A 20,765-nucleotide genomic window follows, 5' to 3' on the forward strand; every position below is an offset into this window, starting at 1 on the left:
CCTCATTGGAAATCGACGCTGCCGAGGAACACCTGGCCGCGACGTTCGCAGCACGTATAGGGCCGCCACAGTGCCCAGGCGTAGTCGCCTTGCTGCGCCTGAGTCAGGAAGCCGCTGCGGGGGAAGACCGTGCAGGACGAGGACAGGACGGGCGTGAGTTCCTGCCACTTGCCCGTCGAGGCATCGCCTTCCATCAGCGCGCCGGCAGGCCAATAGCCAGGCCGCGAGTTGGCGAGCAGCGGCTGATAGACGTGGATTTGCCCACGGCGCGTGACGACATCGCCGGCGCGTTGGGCCACCACGGCGCCGGCCTTGTGGTCGTCGGCCTGGTGCAGGAAGCCGCCACGCGGATACACATTGCCCCACAGGTTCATCGTGGTGCGCGCGCCGATCTCGCGCCTACCCGGAATCAGCGCCTCCGGGTAGGCCATCTCGGGCACGTTGTAGCGCCAAGCCAGCGTGTCCAGGGTGCTGAGCAGGTACGGCATGAACGCCGTGCCCGCGCCCTCGCAGAAATAGCCCGAAGACGAGATGAACTGGTTGAACACCTCGACGCCGGGATGGCCGATGACGTCCGCGTTCTTGAACTTGGCGAGATTGTTCTCGTGATCTTCGTTGGTGGTGCCGTCTCCGCCGGCCTGTGCGGACGGGTTGGGCACGCTCATCGCCCGGACTTCGACCCAGGGGTTCTCGCCGGTGTTGCTGTAACTGGATACGACCGCATCGGGGATGTAGTGGCGGACCTTGATGGACGTGCGCACCGTGCAGCCCGTCCAGGTGCAGTAGAGCCAGTAGCAGATGCCGACGACGCGGTATTCGAGGCAGTCCGGCGATGCCACTGAGCCAACGATGGTGGCGGTGTTGAGTGCGTAGCTGCCCGTGGCGCTGAGCAGCAGCACTGAGGCCACGCCCGCGCGCAGGCGACGCATCCGCTCGAAGGCTCGGGTCATGGCTGCGACCTCCGATGTTGCTCGATGTGCGCGACGGCACGGGCCACATCCGGCTCGCCATAGACCACGTAACGCTGATCCACCACGACCGCCGGGATGCTGGTGACGCCCAGGCTCCATGCGTCGGCGACGCCCTGGTAGGCGGCAGCGATGCGGCGCTGGAGGTCGGCACCACCGTTGTTCAGGCGGCGCTTGACGATGGCCGTGGCCTGCTCGGGATCGACGGGCAGTTGTGCGGAAAGCTCGGCTTCGATGCGCGGGCCTTCATCCAGCTCAATCAGCCGCTCTCCACCCATGGTCTTGACCGGGTGGCGGCTATCGGTAATGACCACCACATCGGCGGCGAAGGTGGCTGGGCTGAAAACAGCCAAGGACGCCGGTAGTGCAACGGCCAGGCCAAGGGTTCGCCAGCCTGCTGTGAAGCGGAGTAAAGATGCTGGCATGTTGCGTGCCCTGGAAGTTGATCAGAGCCATAGTCGAACGCGAACCCGCTGCCGCCCCAACAAACAATGCGCATCGCGGGCACCCCGCATACCTGTTCGGTGCTGCCGTATGGAAAAAAGCGGAGGCCGAAGCCCCCGTTGTGATCAGTGAACCACGTGCTTTCCTACAAAAGACCCGACTCGGCGAACGAGTACGGCGTGCCCTGACCAATCACGAAATGGTCGAGTACCCGCACGTCGATAAGCGCCAAGGCCGTCTTCAACTGCTCGGTCAGCACGCGATCCGCATTGGATGGCTCGGTGGAACCCGAGGGGTGCTGATGGGCGAAGATGACCGCAGCGGCGTTCAGTTGCAAAGCGCGCTGCAGCACGACCCGTGGATAAACCGAGGTCGCATTGATCGTTCCATGGAACATCGGCTCCACGGCCAGCACGTCGTGCATGCTGTTCATGAATACAACGACGAAGATCTCGTTGGGCTCGGCGACCAGCTTCAAGCGAAGGTAGTCCCTGACCGCAGCGGGCCGTTCAAGACGTGGCCCGGCTTTGAAAACCCGTCGCTCCAGCAGCACGATGGCTTGCTGAACGATCCAGTCTTCGTGCTGAGCGGCAATATCGGAAAGTGACTCCAGGCAGGAGTCATTGATGACGACAGACATGGCGAACCTCCAGACAGGGAAATCGAAGGGCGCACATGCCCCAGGAGGGCAGGCCCTCCTGGGATAGGAAAAGAAAACAAGGGAACAGGGTGCATCCATCACCGCTGCTGCGGTGATCGTTCGCGGCCAGGATGCGAGGCGAACGGGTCGCGGTCAGCGCAGCGTGCTGCGCCGTAGCCTCAATGACCGCAGGCTACCTGGGCATGTCGCCGACAACGTCGGCAGGCATTTCGGTGGTCGGTGGAGCGGCGGTATCCTCAGCCACCAGCATGTCCATGGCCGACAGCAGTGCATCGCCTTCGATCGGCCCCTGCAACACGACTGCCTGATCGGTTTGGCGATCCTGCAGACGAATCGAAGGCGTCGCGGTCACGCCGCCCTTGGTGGCTTCCTCGGCCTGAGCGCGAATCACCCTATCCGGTCGCTCGCTGGCCAAACACTGCTCGACGGCTGGGTTGAGGCCGGGATAGCGCAGACCCTCGGGCAAGCCCAAGCCGTCGCTACGTGTGTGCGCATAGATCCATTCAATGGCCTGCCAGAACGCAGCATGCCCGCCACTTTCGGCGGCGCACTCGGCCAGGCGTGCCTCGGCGGAGGCGGCCGGTTCGTGCGCGGCCAGCGGCTGGTGGTGCCATTGCAGAGCTACGTCCGCGTTGGCACCCACCCAGCGCTTGAGCTGCGGGAAGTACGCTCGGCAGAACGGACATTCGAGGTCGGCATAGAGCGTCAGTGTGAAACGGCTCTCGGGGTTGCCCATCTGCCAGGGCGGGCCGGCTACCTGCGCCGTGCTGATCGGCGCGTGAGCTTGCGATACTGATTCGCTGGGTGCACGGGACACCAGCCAGATCAGCAGCAGTGTGATCAATCCTGCGGCCAGGAACCAGGGCCAGCGCTTGAGCGAGCACCGATGGCGAAACGCCTGCACCGGCATAGGAACGGAAGGAGGTTTCGGTTTCACGGCAGTCTCCGGCGGCTATTGCGGCAGGCCCAAGGCCGGCGACTCGATGCCGCGCGCCTGGTCGATCTTCTCGGCCACCTTGAAGGCCGCATCAAGTTCACTGATGCCGTGCTGCTGCATGAGCTGATAGCGTTCCGCCTTCTCTTCGGGTTCGGTCTGCGCCAACGCCAAGTAGAGGCTCGGCGGCACCGCCCGGAAAAGCACCTCCATCGACTTGGACAGGATGACGCCCTCGGTGAACTTCCCGGCTTCCTTGCGCGCGGAAAGCATCAATGCTTTCTGCGCGGGTGACAGTTCGCGAAACCGGGCAATCTTCTCCACCTCATCGGGTGGCATCGACAGGCAGATCCACCACTCGATCATGTTGAGCATGGGTTCTGCGGCGCGCGGCAGGTCGTCGATATTTTGTGTGGCAAGCCAGAACCAGGCTCCCAGCTTGCGCCACATCTTGGTGATCTTCACCACGTAGGGGGCAAGCAGCGGGTTCTTGGTGATGATGTGTCCTTCGTCGGTGACGTTGATGATCGGGCGACCCAGGTACTGGTCGCGCTCGGCAATGTTGTTCACCGTGCTGATCAGGCTGATGTAGGCAATGGAGAGCTGCGCGTTGTAGCCCTCGCGCGCATAGGTCGCCAGATCGACCAGGGTGATGTCGGCTTCAGGCCACGGCGAGCCGTCGCGGTCGAACATTTCGCCGTCCGTGCCTTGGCAGAACATGTCCATGGCATCGGCCATCTCCAGCAGTCGCACACGCCGCATTTCCGGCAGCGTTGGGTCTTGGCTGCGCGTGCGCAGCGCGTTTCGCACATCGCGCGTGAGCACGGTGCGCTTCTCTCCATCCTTGCTGTGGCAGTGCTCGGCGGCATCGAGGATGCACTGACGAATCAGTGAGCGGTCGGCCCGCGTCATCCGGGCTTCTTCCTTGTCTTCGCCGCCGGTGATCATCAGCCGTGCGGTGATCTCCAATTCGCCCAGCACGTCGCGCTGCTCATCCGCCTCCATGGCCACAGCATCGGGGGGCAGGTCTTCATCCAGCGCATCGGCGTCGAGCGTCTGCACGTCGCTGGGCGTCTCGATCAGCCGCCGCGCATCCGCGAACGGCGCCAGGGTAACGCCCGAGCCCGGCGCAAGCTTGACCCGATTCACAGTCAGACCCAGGCGCCGGGCAAAGTCGCTGAACAGGCCGAAGCTGTTGCCGGCCTCCACAATGAACAGCCGTGGCCGGTAGATCGCCGTGACCTGATTCAAGAGGTTGTTGAGGGTCGCCGACTTGCCCGAACCCGTCGGGCCGAACAGAAACAGGTGGGCATTCATCTGCCGATCCAGGCGGTTGAGCGGATCAAAGGTGATCGGCCCGCCGCCGCGGTTGAACATCGTGATGCCGGGGTGCCCCGTACCCTGGGCGCGGCCCCACACGGGCGAGAGGTTCGCCGCGTGCTGGGCGAACATCAGTTGCGTGTACCACCGGCGCCGATCCTGGCCAGGGTTGTAGCAGCACGGCAGCCAGCGCAGGTAGCTGTTGAGCGGCGCCACCTCGTCGTCCTCGCGCACCGGTTGCAAACCGGCGTTGAGCATCACGTTCGCCAGATCCAGGCCGCGCCGGTCCAGTTCCGCCTCGTCGCGGCCGCGCAGATAGAACGCCAGCGTGCCCCGGTAGAGTTTGTGCGCGCTGCCGATCAGGGAACGTGCTTCATGCACGTCCTTGAGCGTCTGCTCGGACGCCAGGGTTTCGCCCACGGCCTTCTTCGCCAGATGATTGAGATCCGCTTCGAGAACATCCTGCGGCGTGGCGACCAGCGTCAGGCAAAGGGTGGTGTCCTCGGGCATCTGGTCGAACAGCGTGTTGATGGCGTCCCCTTTGCGCGTCTCGCCGGTCAGGTGCCCCGTGCCCGGCGGCATGCGCAGGCGGTCGGTGATCAGCACGCGGTGCGGCATGCTGTCGAAATGCCAGGTGCCGTGCGCCACGTCGGTACGCGGCTGGCCGAAGAACAGCCGCTGGCTGAAATCCCGCCCGCTCGCCAATTCGATCTCGCCGTCCTCGCCGTCCTCCGCACTGTCGGGGTAGCGCGCCAGTGCATAGAAGCGCTCCCGGTCTTCGGCCCCAGGCCCAAGCAACGTGGGGCGCGGGTTGAACCAGCGCAGCAGCCAGTCATGAACATCCGCAGCCAACATGCGCCGGGCCTGAATGCCGGCGTTCGCCAGTCCGCCGCACAGGCGGTCGCAGACGATATTGAGCATCTGCTCAGGCGTCTGCCCGCGACGGCTGTTCTGCCCTTGCCCGGTCACGCGGCGATAGACCACCATGCGCACACGCCGGGTCTGGCCGCGCCAGCGCAACCGCGTGACTACCGTGTCCTCGAACAGGCCGCCCGGCTTGGCCACCGCGCGTAGGTGGTGGCCGAAGAAGCGCAGGTAGAACTCGCTGAACGCCGTATCACGGGCGCGCGGCTGCACATAGTCGCGCAGGGTCTGCATGTACTGGTCGAAACTGGGCTCGTCCTGAGCGTAGAGCTGCAGCACCCAGGGGTTCTCGTCCAGTTCATCGAAACTGTCCTGCAGCGCGTTCTCCAAAGCATCGCGGGCCTGCGCGAGCCAGCCAGGTTCCCGGCCTTCGGTGCCCAGCGGCACCAGCTCGTAGAACGCCGCCACCGATTGCCCGTCCTCCAGCAACATGGCCTTCGACTGTGGCAGGAACTCCACCCAGGGCAGCAGTTCCACGAACGACGGCGCGACCTCGTACAGCGCCTGCTCGTCTGCCATGGTCGCCGGCCTGCGAGCTTGCACCACCGCGCCAGGTTCGGGGAGGCCGGCCTGGTGCAGTGCCTCGACGTGGCGCTGCCAGCCGTCCGGCTGCTCGTCATCGGCAGCGCCGGACGCGGCCAGCTTCGGCCAGGGGAGTTTCCAGCGCATCAGTAGTCCTCCACGCGCTCGCCTGGCATGGCGTACTGCACGCGCTGGTACAGCGGGAACACGGTCGTATAGCCCGGAATCGGCACCGGGTCGGTGCCCGCCAAATGGGGATACACGTACATCACGAGGTCGGGGTTGGGCAGGCGCTGGAACTGGCGATAGACCTCGTTGCGCGCCGTGCGCGTATAGCGCATCTGCTCGGCGGGCGCGGCCTGCACGTCCACCTCTGTAAGGGGCCGGCGCAGGCTCTGGCGCGCATCGAGCAGTTGGCGGCCGGCATTCCGTCCGGCCGCGCCACCGCCGTCGCCGGCCTCCTGCTGCCAGATGTCCATCATCGTGCGGTCACCGTGGGTCAGCAGCTTTTCCTTGCTGGTGGCGCAGCCGCCGAGCAGCGCGACGGCTAAGGCCAGCGCCAGGCCTTGAGCCCAGCTATTCAAGTTCGAGAGCATGGCTTTCTCCTGCGCGGTGATCGACCTTGCGGCCTTCTGGATCGAAGTCGATGGCGAGCGGCTTTTCGAGGTGGACGGCGACTTTGGCACCGGGCTGCACATAAACGGCAGCGAAGGCCTGGCCGTAGAGCTTGTTGACCCAGCTCGACATGTCCTGAACGCCACTGGCGAGAATCCGGCCCACGGCTTCCTGGCCGCTGATGCCCACGCTGCCGATGGAGCCGTCGGCGCCGACATAGGACGCCCTGCCGCTGTCGGATTCGATGAGCGAGGCCACGCCTGCGCCAGCCGCCGTGATCAGCGCCTGGGTGCCGAGGTACTGCTGCGCATTGCTGCGCCGCTCGCCGCTGACACAGGGAATGCCGTGCGGATCGCTGATCCAGCCCAGGCCGTCACGTTGTTGGTTGTTCTGCTGGTTGCCCTCGCGGTCCTCGGGAATGGTGCGGATGGTCCCGTCATGGAACACGAAGGTGATGCTGCGCACCTGGCCGCGCACACACGAAAGCGTCCAGTCGCCCGATGCGGTGCCGGAGAACACGGCTCCGGCCACATCGGGAATGTCGATGCCGTTCGCGGTCAAATTGTCAGGCCCGACCAAGACCTTGAAGGGGTATGGATCGTTCACCGTGCCGTCGATCGGCACGCGGCCAATCAGCGCCGTCATTGCCACCGACCCCATCAGCGTCGAGTTGGTCGGCACGGTATAGACGAGCGTCGCGGTCTTGACGCCAGCGGCGCGTGCGCCCGCGTTCGTCACGGTTTGCGCTGTGGTTTCCAGCGAGCTCTGTGCGGAACCGAAGCTGGTGGGGAAGCTTATGCCGCCATTCGACCTGCCGCGCCCGTCGCTTTGTTTCGCGTCATCAGGCTCCACCCAGCGCATACCGCCTTCCATGCCAGCCTCGTCGCCGTCACGTAGGCCCAGCCCCACCGGCAAATCGGCATGGCCACCGCCACGTCCGCCGATGCTGTCCAGGCGCTGCTGCAGGTCGGCGAGCAGCCCCTCGGTCTGCTGGCGCGTGCTGGCCGCCTGCTGCTGGTCACGGCGCAAGTTGGATCGCTCGGATTCGAGGGCCGAGCTGATGCGCTGGTCGATGGCGTTCTCGCGCTGGCGCAGTCGCTGATTCTCCTCACGCTGCGACCTGTTGTCGGACAGCGCGGTTTGAAGCTCGGTGCGCAATTGCTTCACCTGGGCAACGAGTGTTGCCACGGTGTCGCGTGGGGTATCGCCTTCGATGCCCAGCGCCTTCATTTCCTCCGGCGTGAGCCTGCTGCTGCCATCTGCGGTGGGCGGCGCCGACGCACCGCCACCGGAGAACAACCGGATGACGACGAACAGCACCAGCAGGGCCACGGGGATCAGCAGCCACTTCAGGAGTCCGTTACTGCGCATGGCGGGCCTCCCTGTCGTGGCTGGCTGCTGCTTTGGGCTGCGGGAGATGCACAGCGGGGTCGAAGCGATGGATCGCCGGCAGCAGCGACTGCGCGAGGCCGTGCCCGCGCGTCACCAGGTACAGGACGGTGGTGTCCTCGGGGGTTCCACTCGGGCCAAGCGCTTCGTGCTGGAAGGTGGCGGTGAGGAAATCCCCTTGCAGCACGCGCGGGTCGAGGCTGATCCAGTCGCTGCTGTTGTTGGTCAGGCGCACGGCAGTGACCCACTGGTCTTCCAGCCGCCACGAGGCGAGCGCGACCGCGCGTGCCGGCAAGGTCGGCATCAGCGTGCCGAGGTCGAGGTCGCGGCGCAGGTTGACCCGCATGACGCCTGGCAAGGGTTCCACTGTGCGCAGCGGCGCATAGAGGTTCTGTGCCGCGAAGCGTGTCAGCACGACGGGAATTGGCGTTTCGCGCCGCGCCATACGGGTGCCCGCCTGATCCTGGGTGCGCGCCTGGGGCGCATCGGCACGGTCAGGTTGATCGCCATAGCGCGCTGCTGAGTTGTTGCCCTCGACGATTCGCACCGGTTCCAGCTCGGCTTCGCCGTCCTTGGGCGGATCGGCCGCAATGTCGAGCAGGATCAGCGTGCCCGTGTCGGCGTCCTGCAGTTGCAGCCGCGTGGGCTCTATCGGCTCGCTGGCACGCAGGTACACCGCGCCGCCCGCGCTCTGCACGCGCAAGCGCTCACCGACGCCTGCGGGAACACCCACGCGGACGTTTCGGTCGATGAACACGATGCGCTCCTGGCCGACCTTCAACGGCACCGCCAGCGGCATGCGCTTCCACCGCAGGATCTCCACAGCATGGGCTACAGGTGCTGCGGCCACGGCCAGCAACCCCAGCAGCGCGAGTACGGGATGCTTCATGGGCTTCATGGGGAATTACCTCCTTGAGGCGCTTGCGGCGTCAGGCCTCCAGGCACCGGGCGCGTCGGCTCCGGTGCGCTGATGCGCTGGGGCGTGCCTTCGTAGCAGTCGAGCACCAGGCCGAAGGGGTTGCGTGCTGGATCGACGTCCACCCGCGTGACCTTCACGGGGTAGCGCACCAGGGCGCGCTTGACCTGCTCGGCGCCGTAGTACTCGTCGGCGCTGATGTCCAATGTCACCACCCAGTCGCGGTCGGAAATCACACGCACGCGCGCCGTGGGGTTGTCGCCATAACTGCGGCCGGGGATTTCGTAGATGCCACGCACACGCTGGCGCAGTTCGCCCGTGCTGCGGCGATAGTCGTAGTCCGCCTTGAGGAACGCCTGGCAGGACGGGGTGAGGTACGGCGAGAGCGTATGGAGGTTACGCGGGTAGTCCTCTTCGCCATTTGTGGGCCAGCGATTGAGGGTCTGGAACACGTAGAACGTGAACGCATAGACCGATTCAGGCGGTACTTCCCACCACTTGCGGGTACTGCCGGAGCGCAGGTCAGGCGGGACGTGGATGGTCAGGTCGCGCGGCGCACTCCACCAACCTCCGCCCATGACCAGGGCGACGACGACCAGCGCACCCGCGCCGAGGCGTAGCGTCTTAATGTGCGCCTGCAGGTGGGTGATCTCGTTCTTGAAACGGCTCATCGTGCGCCCCTGTGCGTGCCTCTGCGGGTAGTCCAGAAGCCAGAGCGCGAGATCAACACATGGCCGCCCACCCAAGCGGCCATCAGCGGATGGCGCGTGGCGATGCGCCACTGCAATTGCCGGTACAGCCAGGTGTCGGGACGCCCACGCTTGAGGCGGCGCAGGATGCCGCCGCCAATGAACACGCCCAGGGCCACGCCCAGGACAACAAAGGTCGGCGCGATGGCAATGGTGCGTAACACCCAGGACAACGGCGCGCCGACCACCAGGCCGGCAGCGCCGGATAGGCCGCAGCAGATCCACAGCTCGTCGGCGGTGAGTCCGCGCACGACCACCGGGTGCCTGTTGAGCCGGTGTGGAAGGAACGTGACCGTTCCATCGGCACGGACATGCTGTTGCTCGGACATGGCCCGTCCTCGCTTACAGGATGCCGGTGGCTTCGGTGAGCAGCCAGATGCCGATCACGAGCAGGACAGCGCCAATGGCGACCGTGAGGCCGAACTGGCCCCAGGTCTTGCGCCCGGTGTGGATTTCCGCGTAGGTGCCGTAGGCGTGGTAGCACACGCCAATGAACATCGACGCCACCACCAGGAGGGCCACGAGCATGATGATGTCGTAGCCGTAGTTCCTGATCGTGTCCATGATGCCGCTGCCGGCGCCGCGGGTCGGGTTTTCCAACTGGGGCAGGCCCTGCGCGAACGACAGCGCGGGCAGCGCGGCGGCACCCAGGGCGACGGCGGCGCGTTGGACAAAACGAGTAATGAGGATGCGGTTTTGCATGGTCAATCCCTTCAGGTCAGGAGAGGAGGAAGAAAGTCAGCACGAGGTACATCGCGACGAAGCGGATGCAGACACCGAGGAACTGGCGCTGGTTGAGGCGGTTCTCGGCCCACCCCACGTAGGCCGTTCGGATGGCCCAGACGCCCCAGACGAGCAGAACCGCGAACACGACGCCGACCAGGACGGTCGCCATTGCGGACGGCGCGATGCCGCTGTTGGCTTGAAATGCCGAGACCTGGGCACCGTTCATGGCTTGCCCTGCGCAGTCGTCGGCAGCGATGGCGGGGTGACCAGCTCGGTGCGGTACTCGCCAGCCAGTTCGGAAAGGTCGCGCGGCTGGGCGCGCGAAGGGTTGAGATGGGCCTGGATGCCGGCGCGCACACGCGCCAGATCAGCCAGCAGTCGTGGGTAATCGAAGTGGTAGCGCTCGCCCGGCTGGATGGGGTCATGCGCGGCGCCACCCGCGACGGTGCGCTCCAGCGCATCGAGCTGGCGCAGCGCAGCGACCAGCTCCTGGCGCTGTGCCGGGGATTCGGCCAACGCCATCGAAGACTGCCCCAGCAGCAGGGCCGTCACGAGAAAAGTGGGCACGCCGCGATGCGCGGCGCGCAGCCAGATCGGAGCCAACATCGCGCCATTCCTGTGTGATCAGCAATGGCTTGATCGTGGAGATCAGAGGCATTTCAGGCCGCAAACAATAAGAACCTGCGGATGACCGGATTGATGGGAGAGGCACTTCCCAGATATGAATAAGCCCAATTGATGTACGATTGACGTACATCGTCAACTCCCTTATCTTTGGAGGGATATAGCCTGTCCATTCCGAGGCGCAATATGACCGCAGCAGCCCATCATCCGGGAGGAGTTCTCGCCCAGCGTCTTGAGGCTGTTGGTGTGTCGCCGACTGAGTTGGCGCGTCAGCTTGGCGTCCCTGCTAATAGGGTCACCCAGATAATCAACGGCAAACGTGGGGTCACTGGTGACTCGGCGCTACGGTTTGCTCATTGGTTCGGTGACGCCCCAGAGTTCTGGATGAACTTGCAATCGCGGTACGACTTGGAACTTGCAGAGGCTGAATCGGGACGAGCTATCAGGTCGCTCCCTACTGGCCCAGCCGTTCGCGGCCATAAGCCTAACAGGCATGTGAAATCTACGTAGGAAAGGTCTTTTATGAAAAAAGGCAGAAAAGCCTTTTCTCACTGTAGTGAGGGTGCTTGGAGAGGGGCAGCGTATGACTGATGATGCACCAACAGACATCACATTCCACTATCCACCGGAGCTGTTTAATCTACTGGTGGATGTTGTGCCGCTACTCAATCGTTCGAAGCAGGATGTGCTGGTGTTCTTCCGGGGTGCAGGGGTGCCTGACAACATGACTTCTGACGTTGCCGCTCACTTGAGGGTCACACCGAAGGATGTCAACAAGTACCAGATGGTTCGCACGGTGCTTGAACGCCTCAACGCAAAGGGGGAACACGCTCTCCGTGAACGGCGCGAAGTACTGCGGCGCGTGGTGGACTTTGCGAACTTCGATTCGTGCTGGCCCGCCGACCAGCTCAAGGCCAAGGGCCTTGTCGCTAGTATCCGCGAAGTCGTTAACCAGAAAGACGCTTTCACGCGCATGAACAATGCCCGCGAAGAAGAACGACAAGCTCGCCTCGCCGAGTCGAAGCGGATCGCAGCAGAAAATCGCGAGCGCAGTTCCAGGATCGAAAATGCCAAGCAGGGTTTGTATGCATTGTTTGGCACTGCCGCGACGGCGCAGGAACGCGGGAAAATGCTGGAAACGGCCCTCAATAATCTATTCCAAGCCTACGGCGTCCTCATTCATAAAGCCTTCCACTTGGTTGGTGAGGCTGGTGAAGGGATTGTCGAGCAAATTGATGGGGTTATTGAACTCGGCGGTGTTCTGTACTTCGTAGAAATGAAGTGGTATCGCAATCCGGTGGGAAAGCCAGAGATTGCAGAGCATCTTGTACGTCTCATGTCGCGGGCCGAAGTTCGAGGTATCTTCATCTCTGCCAGTGACTACACGGAACCTGCGATTCACACGGTACGAGAGTTCCTGCAACACAAAGTGTTGGTTCTTTCGACGCTTCAGGAGGTCGTGCGCCTGCTTGAGCAACAGGACGACCTCACGGAATTTTTCACGAAAAAAGTCCAGGCAGCACAGATACACAAAAACCCGTACTTCTGCCCTCATGGTAGCCAGGGACAAGGTGCGTCATGACAGCGAGTTGGAAGGATATCAATAAGCCGCCGATCCCCGCGACCGTCGTTACGGCCGCACAGGTGGCGAATGGACCTGTGATGCCGCCGCAGCAAAGGCTACTGACCTACTCGCCGGGAGAGTGGGAGGGGTTCGTCGAGGAGTGGGCTTATTACTGCCTCACGACGAAGTACGAACACGTTCAGCGCTTCTCAGGTGCTGGTGATATGGGTATCGACGTCGCCGGGTTCGCTGACGGAAAACGCCTTCAGGGTGTATGGGAAAACTTCCAGTGTAAGCACTACGACCATGCCATCAGGCCCAGCGATGTATGGACTGAGTTCGGTAAGGTCATCTGGTACTCGTACAAAGGTGAATACGCGGCCCCCCGTCGCTACTATTTTGTTTCGCCGCTCGGTGCTGGCACGTCGCTTAGTCGCCTATTCTCGAATGCAACGAAGTTGCGCGAGGAATTGTTTGCGAACTGGGATAAGCATGTGAAAGGTGCGATCACTAGCACGCAAGAAGTGCTGCTCGATGCGGAACTCCGAGCCTATGTGGACACCTTCGATTTCTCCATCTTCGACGCCAAGACTGCGCTCCAGCTTGTTGACGATCATCGTGCCACACCGGTTCACACAGCGCGCTTCGGTGGTGGACTGCCAACGCGGCCTGCATCCGAAAAACCTCCCCAAGAAGTCGCTGTCACCGAGAGTCGCTATGTGACGCAGTTATTCGGTGCATACAGCGAGCACACGGGGACAATCGTGACTGATTCCTCGGCTCTGCCCATAGCGAAACTCAAAGATCATTTCCGCCGCCAACGAGAGGCGTTCTATGAGGCCGAGTCGCTGCGCGTCTTCGCACGCGACAGTGTGCCGCCCGGCACATTCGAGTCCTTGCTGGATGATATTCACGATGGCGTTATCGACACACATGACGGGAACCATGGCGATGGCTACGAAAAAGTCTGCGCTGTCACCAAGGCGGCCCGCGACATGCAGATTACGGCAAACGCCCTCATCACTTGTACGAACCCCAAGGATCGGGACGGGATCTGCCATCAACTCGTGAATGAGGAGCGTCTTCGGTGGACACGATCATGAGCCAAGAGCATAAGCCGATTACATTCAATGGCCCACTTGAGGCGGGTATTCGTGCGGTCTCGATTTTGGGTGCTGCCTATCCACAAACCTACGACCTCCAGCGGCTTGTCGCCCTTGATTACCTTCTTGTTCATACCGGCGATATCGACGGTCCAGACAATTTGCACCCACCGACACCAATGCACACGGCTGAGTTGCTCGTGCGCCGTAAATTGGTCGAGCAATCGCTGCTTCTGATGATGACCCGCGACCTTGTTGAGCGTGAAGTTACACCCGAAGGAATCAAGTACGGCGCAGGCGAGAATGCTGCGACGTTTTTGTGTGCGCCAGGCATGGCGCGTTGCGCGTAAGCGCAACCCGCTTGGCTGTGGTGGCCAAGCGGGTGACTTGGAGGTGAAAGTCCTCTACACACCCGGCAAGGGAAGTGTTAGCCGGAGGCAAGGGTGTCGCGGGTGACCGCGAATCTGAAGGAAGCCCGAGGCAAAATGCTGGCCTGACGAACAGGAAGCGGATAGAGGCGGCACAGCGGGGTGAGGTGGCACAAATCGCCAAAGCCCAATACTTGCACGGAACGCTGTGACGTAGATCCGACAGGCATAAGCAGGAAGGTCGCGCGAATTACCCTGGGAGATCTGTACGTTTGCCATTGTGCTACCGCGCGTCGAAAGGCGACGGGATGAGCGTGCAGAAGTCAGCCGAAGCCGTAGTAAGTGGCGGTTAACCGCGCCACCAAGGGCCGAACAGGTTATGCCGCCAGTAGGCGTCGCCGTCTCGTTGGTAACCGTAATGCAGAAATTTCCCACAGCGGAAACTGTCATCCCGAGCTCCGGCCAGAAGCCGAGGGTGACGCCTGACAGTGCAAAGGTATCGACGGCGTCCGTGACGTGGACGAACGCGGAGCCGGACACGCTGATGGAGCGGGTGCTTGCACCGGCCAACCTCAGACGTGCGTATCAACGCGTGGTCAGCAACAAGGGAGCACCGGGTGCCGATGGCATGACGGTTGCTGACTTGGCGGGCTACGTGAGACAGTATTGGCCAACCCTCAAGGCCAGGTTACTGGCCGGTGAATACCAGCCCCAAGCAGTGCGAGCGGTTGAAATTCCCAAGCCGCAGGGCGGCACACGGCAACTGGGAATCCCCAGCGTCGTGGATCGCCTGATCCAGCAAGCACTGCAGCAGCAGCTCACACCTATCTTCGACCCACTGTTCTCGGACTACAGCTATGGTTTTCGTCCGGGCAGAAGTACGCATCAAGCCATCGAGATGGCTCGTGCTCATGTGACAGCGGGACACCGCTGGTGCGTGGAACTCGATCTGGAGAAGTTTTTCGATCGGGTCAATCACGACATCCTCATGGCCTGCATCGAACGTCGGATCAAAGACAAGTGCGTACTCAGGCTTATCCGCCGCTACCTTGAAGCCGGGATCATGTCGGGCGGTGTCGTCAGCCCACGGCAGGAGGGGACGCCGCAAGGCGGCCCGCTTTCGCCGTTGCTGTCGAACATCCTGCTCGACGAACTCGACCGCGAGCTGGAGCGACGGGGCCATCGCTTCGTACGTTATGCCGATGATGCGAACATCTATGTACGCAGTCCCCGGGCCGGCGAACGGGTGTTGGTCAGCGTCGAGCGCTTCCTGAGAGAACGTCTGAAGCTGACGGTGAACAGGAAGAAAAGCCAAGTGGCAAGGGCGTGGAAGTGCGACTACCTAGGCTATGGGATAAGCTGGCACCAGCAGCCAAGGCTGCGCGTGGCAAGGATGAGCCTAGACCGCTTACGCGACCGGCTCAGAATGCTGCTGCGCAGCGTACGGGCTCGCAAAATGGCGACTGTCATCGAGCGGATCAACCCCGTCCTGAGAGGCTGGGCTAGCTACTTCAAGCTCAGCCAGAGCAAGCGGCCGCTTGAGGAACTGGATGGTTGGGTCAGGCACAAACTCCGCTGCGTCATCTGGCGTCAATGGAAGCAGCCTCCCACGAGGCTGAGAAACTTGATGCGCCTGGGGTTGAGCGAGGAGCGTGCCAACAAGTCAGCCTTCAATGGCCGAGGTCCATGGTGGAATTCGGGAGCGCAACATATGAACTACGCGCTGCCAAAGAAACTGTGGGACCGGCTCGGGCTGGTCTCGATACTGGATACGATTAACCGGCTTAGCCGCGTAACCTGAACCGCCGTGTACGGAACCGTACGCACGGTGGTGTGAGAGGACGGCGGGTGTGAATCCGCCTCCTACTCGATCGTCAGTATCTTCCAACTACCTGCTGTCCCTGAAGGATCGCGCTGTATGGCTTGTCGAAACCATTGGCTACCTGACGGACGAACAGTTCAAAGGCATGATGCGCCGCTTCTTCGATAAATGGGTTGAGGAGTTTCAGCACGTCGAGCAAAGCCTGGGAGGCGAAGCATGACGGCAATAACCCCCGGTTTTCGCTTGCGCTTCCTCGGCTTCTTCGGCCCACAGAAGTCACCCGCAACAGTGACCTTCGGCGCCGGTCTCAACGTCATTTACGGCGCTTCGAACACTGGAAAGTCTTTCATTGTCGAAGCCATCGACTTCATGCTTGGTGGCAAACCACCCCTGCGCGACATCCCTGAACGCGTCGGCTACGACCTCGTTCTCCTGGGGCTTGAGACCCTTGATGGGAAGTCATTTACGCTTTGGCGCAGCATAGACGGCGGCGGCTTTCGGCTATACGAAGACTTGCACCAGATGCCGCCGACGACCGACATCCCGTACACGCAGCTTGACGAAAAGCACAGCGATAAGAACTGCACGAATCTGTCCTCGTTCTTGCTGAATCTATGCAACCTTGGTGGCAAGCGTGTCCGCAAAAACTCCCGAAACGAAACGATCAGCCTGAGCTTTCGCAACATTGCTCGCTTGATGATCGTCGATGAGACGGAGATTACCCAACAAAGCTCTCCGCTGGTTGATGGAAATCCCACCGCGAATACACCGAACTTGGCGACGTTCAAGTTGCTTTTAACCGGGGCGGACGACTCCGCATTGGTCGCTAGCAATAAGAGTGAGCCAGAGGAGTTATCGCGCGAGGCACAATTGCATCTTCTCGATCAGCTTCTTGATGACTATCGTGATCGGCTCAAGGAATTGACCAAGAGTCCGAAGGAGTTGGAGGAGCAGCTAGAGAAGATCGACACCTCGCTTCGTCAACAGGCGGCCCTGGTAAACACCACAGAAGCTGAGTTTCAGGAGGCTGCGGGGAAACGGCGAGAACTGCGCAAGAAGCTGGAGGAAAGCCGAGAGCGACGTGCAGAGGTCGGCGCGATGCTTGAGCGATTCGGTTTGCTCGACAGGCACTACGTGTCCGATATTGAAAGGCTGCGCGCCATTGAGGAAGGCGGGACGCTGTTTAGCGTGCTGGGTGCCGGGCATTGCCCTCTCTGCGGAGCGGATCCCGATCATCATCGCGTCGATACCGGGTGTAATGGAGACACTGATGCTGTCGTTCAGGCCGCACGAGTGGAGGTCGCCAAGATCGAAGTTTTGCGCACTGAACTTGTAGCGACCGTCCGAAGCCTTGAGCGTGAAGGTGCCAACTTTGATCGCAGGATGCCTACTGTTGTTCGAGAGCTGGAGTCAATCTCGGAGTCGGTTGAAGAATTGATCGCACCTAAGCTCTCAACTCTTCGAAAGTCCTATTCCGACTTTGCCGACAAGCGTGCCGAGGTGCGCGAAGCGCTGGCACTCTACGCTACCGTACAAGACATGGAGCGCCGTCGCGCCGACCTTGAGAAGGACACCGAGGATGAGAAGGCCGGGGCTGTTGCAAGCGCAGATCTCTCAACCACTGTGACTTATAGTTTTGCCAAGACTGTCGAGGGCATACTGACCGGTTGGCACTTCCCAGAGACTGGGGATGTGTATTTCGATTCCAAGGCTCGGGATCTTGTTATCGCTGGAAAGTCGCGTAGTGCTTTTGGTAAGGGGCTTCGCGCCATCACTCATGCAGCCTTCACCCTCGGGCTGCTTGCTTTCTGCCGTGCGCGCCAGACCCCGCATACGGGATTTGTCGTGCTCGACTCTCCTTTGCTGGCATACCGAGAGCCAGACGGAGCGGAAGATGACTTGACTGGTACTGACCTTCAAGAACAGTTCTATGCATATCTTGAAGCGTTGCCTAGCGACACACAAGTCATCGTTGTTGAGAACACGGATCCGCCTGCTTCAATTATGCAGCGCGAGCAGTCGCTTATGTTCGGCAAGAACCCGTATCATGGGCGGTACGGATTATTCCCTTATACAACGGACTCCGCTCAATAAATGGGCATAGAAATGGGAAGAAGCCAATGGCATGAGGTGAGCGCGAGAATTCCCGACCGTTGAAGCTGGGCGTTTTCGTATGGGGACTCGATTACAGGTACTTCTTGAAACTCCCTGCAGTCAGGCTCACGGCCAGTCCCAGCAAGGCGGCGCTGGGCAGCAGGATCAGCAGCGGATGCACCGAGATCGGCAAGGCCAGGTATGTGACCCAGGGCAGCACGGCCAGTGGCATCAGACTGGCTTTTGCTCGGTGGTAGATAAAGCCGGATTCCCGGCCCGCGCCGAACCGGCGCACGTCACGCCTCACCAGGCCGTCGATTAAACCAACAAATGCCGCCGTGAAGATCAGCGGCAGCGTAAGCACCAGGACCAACAGACGCACCAGGAAAGTAAGCGTAGTGAAGGCGGCGGCGATCAGGTAGCTTTCGGCCCAGACATAGACCTGGCTGATGAAGTAACGGAAGTTCCGCGCCTGCCCTTGGCTGGGCGCACGGGCGCGCTCTGCGGTCTGGCTCATGCGCTCCAGCAGTCCTGAGCGCACGAACACCCATTCGTAGCCGGTGTCCACCAGCGCATGCGCCGTGCGCCCCGGCTCCTGCACGACCACGCTGCGTGGGAAGTGCTTGGACAGGTGCCCCAACTCGTACTGCAACATCTGCTGGGAGTGCTGCCAGCCTTGATCCTTCCAGAACAGGTGCATGCCGATGCACTCCATCAGGATCGAGAACAGCAGCGAGCTGACCAGCACCCCGAGCAGTCGGAACGGCAAGGTGATGGTGCCGACGATCAGGCCCTGGCGGCGGTTCTGCTCGCGCTGCGCAGTGGAGGCGGCATCGCTCATGGCGCGGCCTCTTCGCTGGCCGTGTCGCCCGTGTCGGTGATGGGTATGGCGATGGCCGCCTCATCGAGCAGGTCGTCCGGCAAGGCCGCGTCCTGCAAGACCGGGGAGCTGGTGAACTCCCACCACTGCGTGGCCTCGCTGTAGCTCTGGCGCATGTGCCCAGCCAGTTGCTGCAAGTCCGCCGGCATCACTTCATCCGGGTCTGGCGCCGGCAACGGCATGCGCACCTTCCAAAGCTGGCCACCCTGCAACAGCGCGAAGCACTGGCCTTTGGGCAGGCCGACGACGTGCGATGGCTCGATCATCGGCACGCTGGACATGCTGATGCGGTCTTGGGTGTTCGACGTAAAGTCCGTCGCGCCGCGAATGTCCGAGCTGTCGGTTGCGCCGCTGACGATGGTGGTCGTATAGACCTCGACCTTCGGCAATTGCCGGGTCAGCAACTCAGCGGTGGCCGTTTCGCGCACGCGCAGCATGAACAGGTTGTTGAAGTTGCCGATCACCTGACCGGCCTTCGCCCGGTTGCCGATGCGGGCTTCGATGTCCGAGAGGGTCTGCGTGTACGCGGTGACTTGCAGGCCAGCGCCGCCGCCCTTGTTGATCAGCGGAATGAACTCGTCGCCCATCAACTCGTTGAACTCATCGGCATGGACGTTGATCGGCACGCGCGAGCCTGCCGATGCGCCCGGCAGGCCGTCGTCGATCCCGTGCTTGTAGATGTGGCCAGCGACCGAAACCAGGTCGGAGAACATGGAATTGCCGACTGCGGCGGCGACCTCGGCATCGGATAGCGCATCCAGGCCGACATAGACCACGGCGCGCTTTCGGATGACCTGCATCCAATCGAAGATCGGACGCGGGTCGGCCAGGTCGGAGTAGTTCGGGGCCAGAAGCTGGGCGATCTTGCCGCTGGTGAGCTTCTCCAGCAGCGGCAGCAGCGATGCGACGATCTTGTCGAAGTAGGTCTTGTCGTAGCGCACCGCCGAGCGCAGGCCGTCGAGCACCGGATCGTAGTTGCGAGCCTGCGAGAGGTACTGTTCCAGCGCCACCACGCGCTTTTCGCGCCCGATCATGTTGCGCGGGATGTTCTTCTCGTTGAGCTTGGCCTCGATCTGGACGATCACCTCCCAGGCCTTGGGCTCGGTCTTGGCGAAGTAATGCTGGGCGTACTCGATGAACAGCGCGTCGATGTTGATCACATGGCGTTGGATCAGCATGTAGTCCGGGCGCTGCCCCAGTTCCACCAGGGCGCGGGCGATGATGTTGACGAAGCGCCACGCAAATTCGCGAAATGCCGCGCTGTTGCCTTCCCCGGAGAGCTGCCCTGCAACACGGGTGGCCACCTCGCTGATGCGCCCAAAGCGGCCCACGGCGTTGTAGCGCGCAGAAATGTCCGGCCAGCCCAAATGGAAGACATAGAACTCGCCCTCGCGGCCCGCACGCTTGGCCTCGACGTACACCCGCTTCAAAAGATCGGCGTCGCCCTTGGGGTCGATGACGATGACGACCTCGTGCTCGCCGTCGGCGTTCTTGCGCCGGATGTCCTGGGTCACGGACAACTCGGCCAACCGCGTCTTGCCCACGCGCGTGGTGCCCAGTACCAGCGAATGCCCGACGCGCTCACCCAGCGGTAGGCTGACGTCCACCTCATCGGGTTCGATGCCGTGCAGGCGCGGCAGGCCGCCCACAGGCGGCAGCGGGCGCACCGGGTTGAAAGGCACGTCCCAGCCCGTGAGTGCAGGCAGCCGAGACAGCGGGAACGGCGCGAACTCCAGCCGTTCCTCCAGCCTGCGCGCCAGCCGGTAGGCCGGCGTTGGCTCGACGTAGCGGCGAAACTCCGGTCGGTACGTCTGCATCAGCCGATGGGTGTGTTTCTGCTCCCACAGAAACCCGCGGCCCACGAACAGACGCTGCTGGCTGACCGGCACGTCCTTGCTGGTCATCACATAGCGCGGCAAGCGGCGAATGTTGCGCCGGTAGCGCAGGATGACGCGGGCATCGCGGTAGCGGATGGCACCGTAGGCGCAGAACGCCAGCGCACTGCCGACGCCCATGGCGGGGCTCAGCGCGAGCGACCACGGGGCCACCAGGGACAGAAACGCGGCGCCTGCACACGCCGCGACGGTATAGAACTCCACCGCTGGGCGCAGCAAAACCTCGACTGGCTGTTTCCCCGACATG

Annotated in this window: 22 protein-coding genes; 7 read left to right on the forward strand and 15 right to left on the reverse strand. The window is 62.4% G+C overall.

What is annotated here, in order from left to right:
* Positions 1-2: 2 nt before the first annotated feature.
* The 13 genes from NPS58_RS09495 to NPS58_RS09555 all read right to left on the reverse strand — a co-directional run bounded on the left by NPS58_RS09495 (position 3) and on the right by NPS58_RS09555 (position 10,774).
* Positions 3-950, reverse strand: coding sequence for a TIGR03756 family integrating conjugative element protein (locus tag NPS58_RS09495; RefSeq protein WP_102886002.1), 948 nt, complete (start codon positions 948-950; stop codon positions 3-5).
* A complete protein-coding gene (locus tag NPS58_RS09500) occupies positions 947-1,393 on the reverse strand; it encodes a TIGR03757 family integrating conjugative element protein (RefSeq protein ID WP_102886001.1) in 447 nt (148 codons plus the stop codon). Before NPS58_RS09500 ends, NPS58_RS09495 begins: the two co-directional genes overlap by 4 nt.
* Before the next feature lie 164 nt (positions 1,394-1,557).
* On the reverse strand, positions 1,558-2,052 hold the full coding sequence (locus NPS58_RS09505; protein ID WP_033981957.1) for a JAB domain-containing protein: 495 nt from the start codon (positions 2,050-2,052) through the stop codon (positions 1,558-1,560).
* A 193-nt stretch (positions 2,053-2,245) separates the two neighbouring features.
* Entirely contained in the window at positions 2,246-3,010 is a 765-nt protein-coding gene (locus NPS58_RS09510) for a DsbA family protein (RefSeq protein WP_255849434.1), read from the reverse strand.
* Positions 3,011-3,025: 15 nt separating this feature from the next.
* Complete coding sequence (locus NPS58_RS09515) at positions 3,026-5,920, reverse strand: conjugative transfer ATPase (protein WP_058137605.1); 2,895 nt, start codon at positions 5,918-5,920, stop codon at positions 3,026-3,028.
* Positions 5,920-6,369 carry a TIGR03751 family conjugal transfer lipoprotein gene (locus NPS58_RS09520; protein WP_042919405.1) on the reverse strand — a complete coding sequence of 150 codons (450 nt, stop codon included), beginning with the start codon at positions 6,367-6,369 and terminating at the stop codon, positions 5,920-5,922. The genes NPS58_RS09515 and NPS58_RS09520 overlap by 1 nt, the downstream gene beginning before the upstream one ends.
* A complete protein-coding gene (locus NPS58_RS09525) occupies positions 6,350-7,759 on the reverse strand; it encodes a TIGR03752 family integrating conjugative element protein (protein WP_034027941.1) in 1,410 nt (469 codons plus the stop codon). Before NPS58_RS09525 ends, NPS58_RS09520 begins: the two co-directional genes overlap by 20 nt.
* Positions 7,749-8,666: a TIGR03749 family integrating conjugative element protein gene (locus NPS58_RS09530; RefSeq protein WP_034028055.1), complete on the reverse strand. Its 918-nt coding sequence runs from the start codon at positions 8,664-8,666 to the stop codon at positions 7,749-7,751. Before NPS58_RS09530 ends, NPS58_RS09525 begins: the two co-directional genes overlap by 11 nt.
* Before the next feature lie 5 nt (positions 8,667-8,671).
* Positions 8,672-9,364, reverse strand: a complete 693-nt coding sequence (locus NPS58_RS09535; RefSeq protein ID WP_034027943.1) for a PFL_4703 family integrating conjugative element protein — start codon at positions 9,362-9,364, stop codon at positions 8,672-8,674.
* Complete coding sequence (locus tag NPS58_RS09540; protein ID WP_034027944.1) at positions 9,361-9,771, reverse strand: TIGR03750 family conjugal transfer protein; 411 nt, start codon at positions 9,769-9,771, stop codon at positions 9,361-9,363. The genes NPS58_RS09535 and NPS58_RS09540 overlap by 4 nt, the downstream gene beginning before the upstream one ends.
* 13 nt (positions 9,772-9,784) lie before the next feature.
* Positions 9,785-10,144 carry a TIGR03745 family integrating conjugative element membrane protein gene (locus tag NPS58_RS09545; protein ID WP_034027946.1) on the reverse strand — a complete coding sequence of 120 codons (360 nt, stop codon included), beginning with the start codon at positions 10,142-10,144 and terminating at the stop codon, positions 9,785-9,787.
* A gap of 16 nt (positions 10,145-10,160) precedes the next feature.
* On the reverse strand, positions 10,161-10,394 hold the full coding sequence (locus tag NPS58_RS09550) for a TIGR03758 family integrating conjugative element protein (RefSeq protein WP_022579861.1): 234 nt from the start codon (positions 10,392-10,394) through the stop codon (positions 10,161-10,163).
* The gene (locus tag NPS58_RS09555) at positions 10,391-10,774 is read right to left on the reverse strand and encodes an RAQPRD family integrative conjugative element protein (RefSeq protein ID WP_022579860.1); all 384 of its coding nucleotides are present in this window, start codon (positions 10,772-10,774) and stop codon (positions 10,391-10,393) included. Before NPS58_RS09555 ends, NPS58_RS09550 begins: the two co-directional genes overlap by 4 nt.
* Before the next feature lie 204 nt (positions 10,775-10,978).
* Here NPS58_RS09555 and NPS58_RS29580 point away from each other — a divergent pair, with 204 nt between their 5' ends.
* The 7 genes from NPS58_RS29580 to NPS58_RS09585 all read left to right on the forward strand — a co-directional run bounded on the left by NPS58_RS29580 (position 10,979) and on the right by NPS58_RS09585 (position 17,743).
* Positions 10,979-11,302 (forward strand): HigA family addiction module antitoxin, encoded by a 324-nt coding sequence (locus NPS58_RS29580; protein WP_034027947.1) that lies wholly within the window; start codon positions 10,979-10,981, stop codon positions 11,300-11,302.
* Positions 11,303-11,375: 73 nt separating this feature from the next.
* Positions 11,376-12,374 (forward strand): restriction endonuclease, encoded by a 999-nt coding sequence (locus NPS58_RS09560; protein ID WP_033991618.1) that lies wholly within the window; start codon positions 11,376-11,378, stop codon positions 12,372-12,374.
* Positions 12,371-13,459, forward strand: coding sequence for an ABC-three component system protein (locus tag NPS58_RS09565; protein WP_022579858.1), 1,089 nt, complete (start codon positions 12,371-12,373; stop codon positions 13,457-13,459). Before NPS58_RS09560 ends, NPS58_RS09565 begins: the two co-directional genes overlap by 4 nt.
* Positions 13,444-13,809 carry an ABC-three component system middle component 2 gene (locus tag NPS58_RS09570; RefSeq protein ID WP_274115154.1) on the forward strand — a complete coding sequence of 122 codons (366 nt, stop codon included), beginning with the start codon at positions 13,444-13,446 and terminating at the stop codon, positions 13,807-13,809. The genes NPS58_RS09565 and NPS58_RS09570 overlap by 16 nt, the downstream gene beginning before the upstream one ends.
* A 397-nt stretch (positions 13,810-14,206) precedes the next feature.
* Positions 14,207-15,628, forward strand: a complete 1,422-nt coding sequence (gene ltrA / locus NPS58_RS09575) for a group II intron reverse transcriptase/maturase (protein WP_003253430.1) — start codon at positions 14,207-14,209, stop codon at positions 15,626-15,628.
* Between the two features lie 49 nt (positions 15,629-15,677).
* The gene (locus NPS58_RS09580) at positions 15,678-15,869 is read left to right on the forward strand and encodes a hypothetical protein (protein WP_274115155.1); all 192 of its coding nucleotides are present in this window, start codon (positions 15,678-15,680) and stop codon (positions 15,867-15,869) included.
* Positions 15,866-17,743, forward strand: a complete 1,878-nt coding sequence (locus NPS58_RS09585; RefSeq protein ID WP_034027948.1) for an ATP-binding protein — start codon at positions 15,866-15,868, stop codon at positions 17,741-17,743. Before NPS58_RS09580 ends, NPS58_RS09585 begins: the two co-directional genes overlap by 4 nt.
* Positions 17,744-17,834: 91 nt before the next feature.
* Here NPS58_RS09585 and NPS58_RS09590 read toward each other — a convergent pair whose 3' ends face one another.
* Both NPS58_RS09590 and traD read right to left on the reverse strand, forming a co-directional pair.
* On the reverse strand, positions 17,835-18,584 hold the full coding sequence (locus NPS58_RS09590; protein ID WP_022579854.1) for a TIGR03747 family integrating conjugative element membrane protein: 750 nt from the start codon (positions 18,582-18,584) through the stop codon (positions 17,835-17,837).
* Complete coding sequence (gene traD / locus NPS58_RS09595; RefSeq protein WP_274115156.1) at positions 18,581-20,764, reverse strand: type IV conjugative transfer system coupling protein TraD; 2,184 nt, start codon at positions 20,762-20,764, stop codon at positions 18,581-18,583. The genes NPS58_RS09590 and traD overlap by 4 nt, the downstream gene beginning before the upstream one ends.
* Position 20,765: the final 1 nt, after the last annotated feature.

This window comes from Pseudomonas putida, from assembly GCF_028682455.1.
Taxonomy (GTDB): domain Bacteria; phylum Pseudomonadota; class Gammaproteobacteria; order Pseudomonadales; family Pseudomonadaceae; genus Aquipseudomonas; species Aquipseudomonas putida_AA.